The following is a 13,603-nucleotide window of genomic DNA, read 5'->3' on the forward strand; positions in this document are numbered from 1 at the left end:
CCCTATATTTCTGTATAATCACAAATTCTATCTATTAGAAATTCTATAATTATTGGATATCTACCTTCCCCTATCTCTCCTTTATGAAACCATAAGTAAACTAATGAACGTAGGGACTCAATAACTATATTTATATCAGTATCCTTTATTAACCCTTTTTCTTTCCAATGTTGAATAAGCTCTATTATAGGATTTAATGACTTTTCACGTTCTTTTATCAATTCCTCTTCTGTCATCTGCTTAGTTATAAAACTATACTCATCTTTAACTAATATTGTTTTCATTATTGGATTAGCCTGTAATTCTTCAATTATTGTATAATAGAACCCCCTAAGTGCATTTTTAGGTTCGTCTATATTAGCAATCATTTTATTGTAAATTTTATTACGTATTTCATTCCTTTCATTCTCAAGTATTATAAGAAACAGTTCTTCTTTTGAATTAAAAAACTTGTAAAACATACCACTCGATATTCCTATTTCTTCCGTTAAGTCTCTTATTCCAAACTTCTTGTAACCATATTTGATAAACAGCTCTTTTCCTTTTATTATTAGTTGATTCTTTATAATTTCAGTTTCTTTTTGTGTAAAACCTTTTGACAACTATTCATTCCTCCTGTACTAAGTATTAAACTATACTAATACATATGAACAACTTGTTCATATGTTCATATAGTTACTATTATTCTATATTCTCTTATTTCAAAAGTCAACAATTTTAATAAAGTTTTTGCAATTGAAATGTAAAGTAATTTGCTCCACCTTTTGGATATTTAGGTATTTGTTGAAGATAAGCACAGGTAGCCTGTCTAGGTAAGTTAATCAACCCTTCATCATATCCTGGGCTAGATGTTTGCGGGTACCCTGGCCAATAGTTCATAGGCTACTCTCAAGATAACAAAAACTGAATTTACTAAGGGCTGCCATTTTAAAGCTCAGAAGAATTACTGCTAAAACTAGCTGATTATGTTAATTGGTTTAATAATATCAGAATTCATTCAACATTAGGCTAATTAAGCCCTTATTCAATATAAAGCACATAACCTTAAAAAAACTGTCTAATTAAGTGTTGACAATCCAGCTTACCTATTTTATTGGTACATAAAAGTATATTTTAGAATTGTGGTCATCGGGTTTGAAGTTTTCATTATAGTATTCAAAATCATAATTATCAGCAACTTTAAGTCCAGCTTTAGGAAGCCATTTACTAAATATCTCACCAACTGTCTTATGTACATCTTCAAGTACAGAATCTATTGTAAATACAGCATACCTATTACTTGGTATCTTTATACTTACCATACCCTCCGGAACATCACTATCATCTTCAACCTCAACCCCTGCAACATATATGAACTCTCCAGTTTCATTAATTTTTTCTGTCCAGGTATCATAGCCATATCTACTACTACCTATCCTATTCTTAATTTCTTTTAATCTCATAATAAAATTATCCCATAATGTAATAATTTCATTATTTTGATTTTTTCCCTCATACATTACTCCAACTAAAGTAAATCCCTCTTTTTCAATTATCTCTGGCATCATAATAATACTCCTCCCTTTCGTGTTTTTAGTACTTATCAACTAATAATTACTTGTCTATATAAGCATTGATGTATTATAGGAATAATACTATAATTCATTAAGACCTATAGACAATATTTTATCAGTATAATTTTTAACTTTTTTGATATTAATTGCTATGTTTAAATTTGAGTAAATCATGTGAAAGCACAATAGAAAGTTAGAACTGTAAAAAGGTTGTAATATAGAATGGAGTTTTAGTGAGTAATGCCTCAAGAGGTAGCCTTTATTGCCCGATTGAACATTTATCATATCTCAGAGTTTTCAAGCTAAGCATTATTTTATAGGTACATAAAAGTATACTTCGGAATTCTCATCATTAGGTATAAATCCTTCATTAAAGAATTCAAAATCGTAATTATCATCAAGCTCAAGGCCAGCCATTGGAAGCCATTTACTATATATATCACTTATTGATTTCCCTACATCTTCAATTAATGAGTTAATTGAAAACATAGCATATTTATTCCTTGGTACCTTTATGTATACCATACCTTCCGGTAAATCACTTTCGTCTTCAACTTCAACTCCAGCAATATAAGTAAACTCTCCAGTTTCGTTAATTTTATCTGTCCACGTATTATAACCATAGCTTACTTTATCATTTACTCTATGCTTAATTTCTTTTAACCTAAGAAAAAATTTATGCAATAACATAGGAATTTCACTGTTATCGTTTTTACCTTCATACTTCATTCCAACTAATGTAAACCCTTCTTTATAAACTATTTTTGGTACCATAGAACTAGCACCTTCTTTAATATTTAGTATTTTTTCTGTCAACAACACCTTGTCTAAGTAAATTTTATGAATGCCACTTTGTCTATACACATATGGTGTCTCACCGTACATATCCTTAAAGGCTCGTGTAAATGACTCTTGAGATGAATAACTAAATCTAATAGCGATATCTAGTATCCCTTCATCTGTATATAATAGTTCTTCGGCTGCTTTAGTGAGCCTTCTTCTTCGTAAATAACCATTTAAAGTGGTTCCTGATACAGCTTTAAAGATTCTTAGAAAGTGATACTTTGAAAAATTAGACATCTCAATTACCTGATTTAAGGAAATCTCTTCATTTAAATTTTCTTCAATAAAGCTTATGACATCTAATACACTTTGTAAATAGTAGTTCAATCCAATACGCCCCTTCTCACAAAAAACGCAGTCATTTATGATACGGTTCACCACATTATATTCTGAATTTATTTTCAGTACTATTATACTAGCAGATTACAAATACTATTTAGATCTTGAAAACCAATCCCAATAAAGTACCTAAAACTAGACCTCAACATCCCCGAGTAGACGTAGTAGTCTCTTCTGCTGTGGAGATGTGGTCAAATGAATCTTTTTGTCCATCATATCCGCATAAGTAAAGCTTACGGAGATGGACACTCCTCCCATCCACTTTTCCCCAGCGATGGTCCCAATCTGTTTTTCCCAATAACATGACTTAAGATCAAAACGTCCCTCACCGTAGGACTATATCCTCTCTTATGATTAAACCCATCAATGGCCAGTAAAACTGCTAGTTTTCTATCCTTTTCTCCTGCATTTTCAACCCTTCCCCTTATTTTCGCTTCCGAACATGCGTTCTAGTCTTATTTTACTTAAATTTACCTCGTTTGTAAAGAGTCAACTTTGCATTATACTTAATTTTGGAAATTCATAATCGCTAAAATTATAAAGATTGATATTAGCAGAGGGTAAGGAAGTGATTGAAAGAGTTTATAACCTACATTTATTATTAACTACCTTTTGTAGGTATGAGAGTCCTGTTTAATCTATATAATGCTTCTTGTAGAGTTGCTTTTGGACAAGCTATATTCATTCTAACAAATCCATCCCCCCCCTCACCAAAGCTGTGTCCTTGACTTAGTAATAATTTTCCATCTTTAATTAAACCCTCTGCTAAAATATGATTATCCAAGTTTAATCCATTGAAGTTTAACCATACTAAATATGTTCCTTCCATTTTAATAGCTTGAACCTCAGGAATATTTTCTTTCAGATACTTACATAAAAACTGGTAGTTTTCTTCACAATAGCCCACCATTTGGTTTAGCCATTCTTCACATTCTGTATATGCAGCCTGCAAAGCAGCAATCCCCAATAGATTAGGTTTATTGATACCATCACATGCTAGAACTCTTTTAAAGCTTTCCCTTAATTGATTATTGGGAATAATGGTATTTGATATTTCCAAACCCGCCATGTTAAAAGCCTTATGAGGAGAAGTACAGATGATGCTATTTTCTGAGAACGTTTCAGAAATAGTAGCAAAGGATGTATGCTTATTTCCACTAAAAACAATTTCAGCATGAATTTCATCAGACACAATAATCGTATTATTCTTAATACACAGTTCTCCTAGTCTTATTAATTCTTCTTGATTCCAGACCCTCCCTACTGGATTATGCGGGCTGCAAAGTATCATTAATTTCACTTCTTCATCAAGCTTTTTTTCCAAATCATCAAAATCCATTTCGTATGTTTCACCATTAAATTTCAATGGATTATTGACAACTTGCCTTCCATTATCCTGTATTACATAGAAGAAGGTTGCAAACACTGGAGATTGAATCATAATTTTGTCACCAGGATTAGTAAAGGTTCTTATAATTCTACTCAAAGTAGACACTACATTACCACCAAAAACAATCCACTCTTTTTGTATATCCCACTGGTGTTTCTTCTTCATCCAGCGGACTATAGCTTGATAGTATTGATCATAGCCACCTGCGTATCCTAGAATGCCATGCTCAATCTTTTTGTGAATGGCGTCTCGAATCGGTTGAGGTGTTTTAAAATCCATATCCGCTACCCACATTGGTAATAGTCCTTTTTCTTTCACCCCCAAACGTTCTTCTATGCCATCCCACTTAAGAGAATCCGTGTTAACCCGATTCACCACTTCATCAAAGTTATACTTCATACCACATCCACCTTTCCTACTAACTTTTTTATAAATAGTATCATTACAATACATATGCTCTAATGCCAATATTTCAACCTTTATATCGAAGATAGTAAAACGAGACCACCTTAACTTTCTAAGTAGTCTCGCTAATTCTTTTATGAGCTCAATCGACTGATAAACTTTGTGATTCTCGGACTTGTTGGGGATAGAAGTATTTCTTCTGGTGTTCCTTCCTGAAGTATTTTACCATCATCCATGAACAGTATTTTATCAGCTACATCCTTTGCAAAGCTCATTTCATGTGTCACAATAACCATAGTCATATTTTCCTTGGCTAGCTTTTTAATGAGTTCTAGGACTTCACCCACTAGCTCTGGATCTAAAGAAGATGTAGGCTCATCAAATAAAATGACTTTCGGATTTACCGCTAAAGCCCTGCCTATTGAAATTCTTTGCTGTTGCCCACCTGATAGTTTGGAAGGGTAAACATTCCTTTTATCTTCTAGTCCTACCTTCCTTAATATGTCCATACCCATTTCTATAGCACTTCTTTTATCTATTTTTTTTATTAATACCAAAGACTCTATAATGTTTTCAAGGGCAGTTTTATTTTTAAACAGATTAAAGCTTTGAAAAACCATAGCTGTAGATTTTCTAAGTTTATATATCTCTTGTTTTGTAATGGTCTTTGCGTCTAAGTCTAACTGGTCTATCATTATTTTCCCTTCATCTGGTTTTTCTAGGTAATTAATACACCTTAGTAGGGTTGATTTTCCCGTTCCCGAGGGTCCAATGATAGCCTTTACCTCTCCTTGCTTAATTTCTAGGTCGACGCCCTTTAAAACCTTTAAATCTCCAAAGCTTTTATGAATGTTCGTTAATTTTAGCATTAATCTCACCTAATATTCATTTAGTCTTAGTTCAAGCTTGTTTTGCATATGCCCTAAAACACTTATAATTAGCCAATAAACTAGGATAATAACTACAAAGGCCTCTAAATATCTATAGCTAGAGGCAGCTTCCATTTGTGCCATAGCCATCATCTCTGTCACTCCTATGGTATAAGCCAAGGATGAACTCTTCACTATATTTATAAAACTATTGGACAAAGCTGGTACTGCTGTTCGGATAGCTTGAGGTAAAATAATTCGTCTCATAGATTGCCAATAGGTCATTCCTATGGATAGGCATGCTTCCATCTGCCCCTTTTCTACAGACATAATCGCTCCTCTAATGGCTTCCGACATAAATGCTGCTGAGTTCAGGCTCAGTACAATCAACGCCGCATTAAATGCACTAAGTTTAATGAGTACTGGAAAAACTTGTGCCAATCCAAAGTATAATAAAAATAGCTGTGCCAATAGGGGTGTCCCTCTAAAGAAGGACACATATACTTTCAATAAGGGGGAAAGTATCTTTATTTTGGCATCAGTAATTAAGGCAATCACAAAGGCTATTGTTAATCCAATAACCATAGTGAATATGGATAGTATCACGGTCACCTGTAAGTATTGCAGCATTAACGGTATTAATCTTATGGCAAACTGAATATCAAAACTCATCACAAAGTATCTCCTAATTGTTTTTACGGTTTAACTGTTGTATCTAAATCAAACCATTTCTTTGAAAAATTCGATAATGTTCCATCTTGATGCATATCTCTTATGGTCTTGCTTATATCTTCTCTCAAAGCGTCCTTTTCACTACCTTTCACAAAAGGATATGCATTTGTTTCAAACACCAACTTAATATCTAAAAGCTTTAAATCAAGATTATTTTTTTCTATTGTTGCTAATGTTTTTACTTCCCCTTGCCAGCTGGCATCTAATCGACCTAACTCCACCTCTTGTTCAATAGGTACACCATCATAGGTTCTAATATCTAAATTAAGGTTATGCTCGTCATTGATGGCTCTTAATGTTCTTTCACCGTTACCACCTTGCCAACAGCCTACACTTTTCCCTATTAAATCATCTAATGATTCCATTGTGTTATCACTTCTTACAGCGAAGTCATAATAGCTATAAGCATAGGGCTCCGTAAAGTTATATTTTTCTTTTCTTTCCTCTGTTATAGACATTTGATGTGCTATTGTATCAATTCTTCCTGTGTCTAGCATACCAATCAGTCCACTAAATCTAGATGTCTCAAAGCTGATCTCTAAGTTATTTCTTTTTGCAATTTCGTTCCATACATCAATCTCAAATCCTTGTAACACTCCATCTTTCTGAAATGCCCAAGGATAATACTCTCCTGAAGTACCTACAACTATTTTTTCTTGTTCCTCTTCATCTACCTCCTCAACTACTCCTTCTACTACTGCGTCCTCCACATCCCCTTCAGCTGCACCTGTACTGCCAGTACAGCCCAACTGTGTCAATAAAACTACTATCATTAGTCCTACAATCGCAATCCCTTTTCTCTGATTAAACATCCCAAATTCCTCCTTCTTTACAATCTCTCTTCTATAGCTCTTACAAACAAGTTAATATTACCATCATATTACTTATTTGCAAAATTGAAACTTTCTATCGGATACAGTTCTTCTATAGTAAAAGTTGATAATTAATTAACAATGTGTGTGTATCTGTTTATCATACTCACTGAAATATCAACGCATAAAAATCCAGATTTTTCTTTAAGCTGTATAATCCTCACATAAAAACAACAGTGATTTATAGATGTAAACCTATAAAAACCACTGTTTTACTACCCGCAGCAGAGCTAATTGCGACACAACCTAAAATGCACTATTATTTTGTCCTCCTATTATCTAAAGTAGGGGAAGATTCCTATTCTCCTGCCAAAGAAGTACTTTATTGACTGAATGTTCATTTTTATTTTTATCTACCTATTTGTTTTCTCGGTGCTCTGTCTAAGGATCTATTGGATACTTTCTTAAAAAAATAGAGGAGATTCTAATTTTGAAAATCATTGTTTCCCCTTTGGTTGTCACTATTTTATTATATGGTTTTTCCGATAGGCTGCTGGAGAAACTCTTTATTCAGCCCTTTACTGCTTCGTGATATACCATGGGATTGATTAGCTTTGAGGTGTTGGTGAAATATAGCAGTATGAAAAACATAGGGGTGTTAGTGGAGGAAGTGTATCGGATAAAATGGTTGTGGAAAACAATATAAATAAGGCCTTTTGTAAAAGGGTAATTGGACTAAGACATTGCTTATGGCATAATAGAATACAAGGGGGTTTGGATATGCTTAAATTATTTCTTATAATTTCTTCAATTTATTTGTTTGCGCAAATGACATTGTTCTTATTCTCATCTAGAATATTTTATAAGTTTACCGATTTTTTTAGCGACACTATAAAATCAAACTTAAGATATAATAAGTTTAGTTACTTACTAGTTACATACATTACTTCTGTCTATGCTTTTATAAAAGGAATTCAAATGGACAAAAGTCAAAATTTAGATTTGCTTAAATTTTTTTTGCTAGTTGTTTTACTAGTAATATCTATACCTATAAATATTGGTTTGACAAGTATAAAAAATATACACTTAAGGCATGGTATAACAATGTTTTTGGGAATATTTTTAGCTGCTATTATATTTTGGGCCGCTTTATTTAGTTCTTTATAAGTTCACCTTGTACACATTACTCTCAAGATTTATTATGAAAAGTATTTACAAAAAATAAGATTGCCCACGAAAGATAATAAAAACCGTGGGCAATCTGTGTGAAAAACACTATTTTACATGGCACGAAGCACCGTCAAGCTAGTGTTTAACTTATTTAATTTTGTGGGTGATTACATCATCGGCATTCCGCCGCCCATTCCGCCCATTCCACCAGGCATTGCAGGCTCATCTTCTTTAATATCAACTATTGCTGCCTCTGTTGTAAGAAGCATTGCAGATACAGAAGCTGCATTTTGCAGAGCTGATCTTGTAACCTTTGTTGGATCAACGATTCCAGCTTCTATCATGTTAACATACTTTTCGTTTAATGCATCGAAGCCTAGACCCTTTTCGGATGACATAATCTTCTCAACAATAACCGATCCTTCTAATCCAGCATTTTCCGCTATTTGTCTTAATGGCTCTTCAAGTGCTCTTCTAATAATTTTTACACCTGTCTTTTCGTCACCCTCTGTTGTATCAAGTAATGCTTCAACAGCTAATGCAACATTAACTAATGCAGTACCTCCACCAGACACAATACCTTCTTCTACAGCTGCTCTAGTGGCATTTAATGCATCTTCTATTCTAAGCTTTCTTTCCTTAAGCTCTGTTTCTGTAGCAGCTCCAACTTGGATTACAGCTACGCCGCCAGAAAGCTTTGCTAGTCTTTCCATTAGCTTTTCTTTATCAAATTCAGAAGTTGTTTCTTCGATTTGTGCCTTTATCTGACCAATTCTATCCTTAATTGATTTTTGGTCTCCTGCTCCTTCAACTATAGTAGTATTCTCTTTATCTACCTTTACAGTTCTAGCAGTTCCTAGCATTTCGATTGTTGCAGATTTCAATTCATATCCTAACTCTTCAGAAATAACTGTTCCACCTGTTAGAATAGCAATATCCTCTAACATAGCCTTTCTTCTATCACCAAAGCCCGGAGCTTTTACTGCTACACACTCAAAGGTTCCTCTTAATTTGTTTACTACCAGTGTTGCTAAAGCTTCACCTTCAACGTCTTCAGCTATAATTAATAGCTTTTTGCCTTGTTGTACAATTTGTTCAAGAACAGGAAGTATTTCTTGTACGTTAGAGATTTTCTTATCTGTAATTAAAATATATGGATCATGTAATACAGCTTCCATTTTTTCTGTATCTGTAACCATGTATGGAGAGGAGTAGCCTCTATCAAATTGCATCCCTTCAACAACTTCTAAAGTAGTACCCATAGATTTTGATTCTTCTACAGTAATTACTCCGTCTTTTCCTACCTTTTCCATTGCATTTGCAATTAATTGACCAATTTCTTCATCACTTGCTGAAATAGCACCAACCTGTGCAACTGCTTCTTTATTTTCAACAGGTACAGATATTTTTTGTAGCTCTGCTACAGCAACATCTACTGCTTTATGTATACCCTTCTTAAGTATCATTGGATTTGCTCCAGCAGCTACATTTTTCAAACCTTCTCTTATAATTGCTTGAGCCAATAGAGTTGCTGTAGTTGTTCCATCTCCAGCAACATCATTAGTTTTAGTTGCTACTTCCTTAACCAATTGAGCTCCCATATTTTCATAGGCGTCTTCAAATTCAATTTCACGTGCAATAGTAACTCCATCATTTGTAATTAATGGAGAACCAAACTTTTTGTCGATTACAACATTTCTACCCTTTGGTCCTAATGTTACCTTTACTGTATTAGCTAATTTATTAACACCTGCTTCTAAAGAACGACGTGCTTGTTCACTAAACTTAATTTCTTTAGCCATAATAAAAACCTCCCTATTTCTTTAATATTTAAGTAAGTATTGAGTATTGTTTGTAACTTATTTATTCAACTATAGCCAAAATGTCATTTTGTCTCAATATGGTATACTCAACTCCATCATGTTTAACCTCTGTACCGGCATACTTAGAGAAGATAACCTTATCTCCTACCTTTACTTCCATAACTACTTCTTTACCATCAATCATTCCACCTGGACCTACTGCCATAATTTCTGCCATCTGGGGTTGTTCCTTTGCAGTTCCTGGAAGAACAATTCCGCTTTTGGTTTTTTCTTCAGCTTCAAGTCTCCTAATTACTACTCTGTCGCCTAAAGGTTTAATATTCATAGTGAACCCTCCTTAAATTATTATTATAATTAAATTTTATACTTTTTCCTGTTAGCACTCACCATCAACGAGTGCTAATCACAATTATAATGTTATATAAAAGTAAATATTGTAGCAAACCCCATTTTTCTTTATTTTAGCCTATATTTACCATCTATACGTTATTCATATTGATTATCACTTCTTTTCAATTATTTCCTTCGTTTTTCAAAGTCTTACTTTTATATTCATATTTTATCCTATTAATAATCTAATAATTGAAAATTTTTCACTAAAAAACACCCAAAATCGGGAGTTTTTAATAGCTTATGTTGGTTTATTCACCAGAGGAATGCATTTGGTTAAAACACAAATAAAGGTAGTATTCCGAAGAATAACTACCCTAAATATTAATACTTATTATTAATTTGCAATTTACTACAGAAGCATCTCAAAGAATGAAATTACCCTTATTAAAAATGGCTCTATAAAGGGATAAAAAATTGGTAAAAACACAGCAGGTAGCATATTACCAACTGATATCTTTTTAATATCCAAAATATTTATTGCTATTCCCATGATCAACAGTCCACCAATTGCAGACATTTCACGTATAACCTCTGCAACAAGAAATGGTTTCACAAAGGATGCAGAAAAAGTAATAATGCCTTGATAAACAAAGACTGCTATAGATGAAAACACAACTCCTATACCCAGGGTCGATGCAAATATTACTGCTGTTATTCCATCTATCAGTGATTTTGCAAATAATGTCTCATGGTTTCCTGTTAATCCACTTTCTAAAGAGCCCACAATAGCCATTGCACCAACACAGTATATTAAACTGGCTGTTACAAAACCCTTTGCCATCGATCCTTCTCCACCTCTACCTACGTTGCCTTCTAACCAATCGCCTACTTTTTGTAGCTTATCTTCTATTGCAAAGGCTTCACCTATAATGCTACCAATTACTATGCAAAAAATTACCAATATAATATTTTCACTTTTTAAGGCTCCCGATAGTCCTATTATAAAGACACATAGTCCTAAGCCTTGCATTATTGTATTTTTGAAGCTATCTGGAATTCCTTTTCGTAATAAAATCCCTGTTAACCCACCTATTATTATTGCTACTGCATTTACTATAGTACCTAACATATTAATCCCCCTTGCCAATTCCTAATTCTCGACCGTAGTAAAACAAATACTGTTGTGCATAGCCAGCATATGACCCATATTGATTTTTTGCAAAATCCTCTATTTCCTTTGGTTTCATTTCACTATGAAAATAAAAGTATTCCATCAGACGTTTAACCCACACGTCAACTGGAAAAGCATCTAGTTTACCAAAGGCAAAAAAAGCTATACAATTGGCAACCTTTGGCCCAACCCCACTGAAATCTATTAGGCCTTTTCTACAATGGTCTGTATTCTGTGCTCGGAGCATAGGAATTAGATTTGGGTTAGATAATACCTGATTTGCAGTTTTAATAATATAAGGACCACGATACCCCATATTGCAGGCTGATAAATCTTCTGGCTTAAGCTTGGCTATTATTTCAGGCCTTGGAAAACTATAATATAGCTTACCGTTAAAGCTTCCAATTTCTTCACCATATTTACTGCACAATAATTCAATTGCCTTCATGATTCTTGGTATATTGTTATTTGCTGAAACAATAAAAGACACAATAGTTTCCCATGGTTCTTGTTTCAAAATACGAATACCATTACCAAATGACGTTGCCCTCTTCATTACATCATCTTTTTTAATAAGATTCTTTTTTATGATTGCATAATCAGTATTTAAATCAAAATAATTAATCCAAATTTCCTCAAAATCAATAGGATTAGTATTGAGCAGATGAATATCTTCGTCTATTTTATTAATATTTAATAGTTTGTTATACGCAACTCCGGTGTAGCTGTTATCATCTTCTTTTCTCCACCGAAAACATTGTCCACACTCAAAAATATCCTTTAACTCAAAATCCTTAACATTCTTCACAATAATTTTATTGCTCTGATAAAGCCATTCATATTTCACTTAATCACCTATTTCTGTCTAATCTACTGCTACATATATATAGTACATTTCAAGAAGCTGCTGACCAGTTTCAGCATCAAATAAAATAATAATTTGCTGATCATTTTTGGTTGTTTTAAATCTGTGGGTTAGTCTAGGCAAATATCTTGTTTCAAAAGATCGAATAACAGCTAGCCCGTCATACTCCATATTACCAATATCCTCTTGATGTTTTTCTTGAATTTCCTCTACTTCTAAAATACTTTCAGTCACTGGAATTTGACTACTTATAAAGTCATTACTATACTTTATTACATCTCCAATGCCAGAATCAATATTTATAGTGAATGCATCACTAAACATAGTAATATTTTTCTTAATTGGAGTAAACCGAAACGAATAAATTACATTATTGTTTTTTCCCTCCAATTGCATTTTAAACATTTCTTCCTTTACATCTCCAGAATAGAAGTTGCTAAGAAAATCCCTAGCTAATATATTAGCTTGTCTTTGAGAAAAACTCCTGTTACTGCTTAATTCAGACTTAAGTTCATAATTCCTTATTTGACCATTTATAGCATCAACCCATACAGTATAGCTGATATCCTTGTTGTAAAAGGTTAGATTATAATAGTGAACACCATCACGAAGCTTAACATTTTCTGAACTTTCAATTTCTAATCGTTGTAAATATGGAAATACTTCCTTTGCTTTATCAACTGCTACATCAAAGGTAATGTACTTAGGATGCTTATTAGGAGTTACACTATGACGATATAATCTTGCCATCTCTTCTATATTTCCAGCCACCTGACCAAGGCCACCATCACTTTCTTTATCACTTTTTAAATCATTTCCCCTATCTTTAATTTTGCTATGAACAACAAGTAATCTGTCAAGATTTTCATGAACCTTGTCCAATAATTCTATATCCTGTTCTGTTAGACGATTGTTATTACTGGTATATTGTCTATTTAGGTGATTAACAACTGTGTTTCTTAAAACTTCAATTCCAGTTAAACCTCGTTGTAATCGCTCATTGGGCTTACGTTCAGATTGATTAATATTTACCCAATGACCAAATGATACAGTCAACTCCTGTAAAGTACTTTGCAGGTTCTGCATAGATAATGGAGATTGGGTCTCTTTAAGTTCCCGTGCATACATCATACTTTGTCTTATATTACTTTCTATCTGTTGTGAAACCATTTGATTAGTGTCATATAATTTAGCTTTAGCATCCTGTAATTGAAAGTAATAGTAAGAGTTACCTAATAAGCTTAAAATCAACACCAGATATATAAAATATCTCTTCCCCTGTACCAAGACTTCCCCTC

At 33.3% G+C, this 13,603-nt stretch carries 14 protein-coding genes and 1 pseudogene; 2 read left to right on the forward strand and 13 right to left on the reverse strand.

The annotated features are described in order from the left end of the window. Positions 1-2 precede the first annotated feature (2 nt). Together BLP68_RS11160 and BLP68_RS21765 are read right to left on the reverse strand one after the other, a co-directional pair. Positions 3-602 (reverse strand): TetR/AcrR family transcriptional regulator, encoded by a 600-nt coding sequence (locus BLP68_RS11160; RefSeq protein ID WP_091543440.1) that lies wholly within the window; start codon positions 600-602, stop codon positions 3-5. Between the two features lie 115 nt (positions 603-717). Then, the gene (locus BLP68_RS21765; protein WP_176758978.1) at positions 718-879 is read right to left on the reverse strand and encodes a hypothetical protein; all 162 of its coding nucleotides are present in this window, start codon (positions 877-879) and stop codon (positions 718-720) included. Between the two features lie 64 nt (positions 880-943). On the opposite strand from BLP68_RS21765, the pseudogene BLP68_RS22460 reads away from it, so the two are divergent. Then, positions 944-1,012, forward strand: a pseudogene (locus BLP68_RS22460) (IS3 family transposase); the annotation flags it as partial. 73 nt (positions 1,013-1,085) lie between these two features. On the opposite strand, the gene BLP68_RS11170 reads toward BLP68_RS22460, so the two are convergent. The 6 genes from BLP68_RS11170 to BLP68_RS11195 all read right to left on the reverse strand — a co-directional run bounded on the left by BLP68_RS11170 (position 1,086) and on the right by BLP68_RS11195 (position 6,943). After that, the gene (locus tag BLP68_RS11170) at positions 1,086-1,547 is read right to left on the reverse strand and encodes a GyrI-like domain-containing protein (RefSeq protein ID WP_091543441.1); all 462 of its coding nucleotides are present in this window, start codon (positions 1,545-1,547) and stop codon (positions 1,086-1,088) included. 315 nt (positions 1,548-1,862) lie between these two features. Further along, a complete protein-coding gene (locus BLP68_RS11175) occupies positions 1,863-2,723 on the reverse strand; it encodes an AraC family transcriptional regulator (RefSeq protein WP_091543442.1) in 861 nt (286 codons plus the stop codon). Between the two features lie 613 nt (positions 2,724-3,336). Next, positions 3,337-4,524: a MalY/PatB family protein gene (locus BLP68_RS11180; protein ID WP_091543444.1), complete on the reverse strand. Its 1,188-nt coding sequence runs from the start codon at positions 4,522-4,524 to the stop codon at positions 3,337-3,339. A 140-nt stretch (positions 4,525-4,664) separates the two neighbouring features. Next, positions 4,665-5,399 carry an amino acid ABC transporter ATP-binding protein gene (locus BLP68_RS11185; RefSeq protein WP_091543446.1) on the reverse strand — a complete coding sequence of 245 codons (735 nt, stop codon included), beginning with the start codon at positions 5,397-5,399 and terminating at the stop codon, positions 4,665-4,667. Between the two features lie 9 nt (positions 5,400-5,408). Beyond that, positions 5,409-6,071: an amino acid ABC transporter permease gene (locus BLP68_RS11190; RefSeq protein WP_091543447.1), complete on the reverse strand. Its 663-nt coding sequence runs from the start codon at positions 6,069-6,071 to the stop codon at positions 5,409-5,411. Positions 6,072-6,094: 23 nt separating this feature from the next. Next, on the reverse strand, positions 6,095-6,943 hold the full coding sequence (locus BLP68_RS11195; protein ID WP_242876966.1) for a transporter substrate-binding domain-containing protein: 849 nt from the start codon (positions 6,941-6,943) through the stop codon (positions 6,095-6,097). Positions 6,944-7,723: 780 nt separating this feature from the next. Between BLP68_RS11195 and BLP68_RS11205 the strand changes: the two genes are divergently transcribed. Further along, positions 7,724-8,110 carry a hypothetical protein gene (locus tag BLP68_RS11205; protein WP_143003091.1) on the forward strand — a complete coding sequence of 129 codons (387 nt, stop codon included), beginning with the start codon at positions 7,724-7,726 and terminating at the stop codon, positions 8,108-8,110. A 170-nt stretch (positions 8,111-8,280) separates the two neighbouring features. Here BLP68_RS11205 and groL read toward each other — a convergent pair whose 3' ends face one another. The 5 genes from groL to BLP68_RS11230 form a co-directional block, all read right to left on the reverse strand. Then, positions 8,281-9,915, reverse strand: coding sequence for a chaperonin GroEL (gene groL / locus BLP68_RS11210; RefSeq protein ID WP_091543451.1), 1,635 nt, complete (start codon positions 9,913-9,915; stop codon positions 8,281-8,283). Between the two features lie 61 nt (positions 9,916-9,976). Next, positions 9,977-10,261, reverse strand: coding sequence for a co-chaperone GroES (groES, locus tag BLP68_RS11215; protein WP_091543453.1), 285 nt, complete (start codon positions 10,259-10,261; stop codon positions 9,977-9,979). A gap of 417 nt (positions 10,262-10,678) precedes the next feature. Further along, positions 10,679-11,398, reverse strand: coding sequence for a DUF554 domain-containing protein (locus BLP68_RS11220; protein ID WP_091543454.1), 720 nt, complete (start codon positions 11,396-11,398; stop codon positions 10,679-10,681). 1 nt (position 11,399) lies between these two features. Further along, complete coding sequence (locus BLP68_RS11225; RefSeq protein WP_091543455.1) at positions 11,400-12,287, reverse strand: DNA-3-methyladenine glycosylase family protein; 888 nt, start codon at positions 12,285-12,287, stop codon at positions 11,400-11,402. An 18-nt stretch (positions 12,288-12,305) separates the two neighbouring features. Further along, positions 12,306-13,592 carry a PepSY domain-containing protein gene (locus BLP68_RS11230; protein WP_176758983.1) on the reverse strand — a complete coding sequence of 429 codons (1,287 nt, stop codon included), beginning with the start codon at positions 13,590-13,592 and terminating at the stop codon, positions 12,306-12,308. Positions 13,593-13,603: the final 11 nt, after the last annotated feature.

This window comes from Alkaliphilus peptidifermentans DSM 18978 (assembly GCF_900101495.1).
Lineage (GTDB): Bacteria > Bacillota > Clostridia > Peptostreptococcales > Natronincolaceae > Alkaliphilus_C > Alkaliphilus_C peptidifermentans.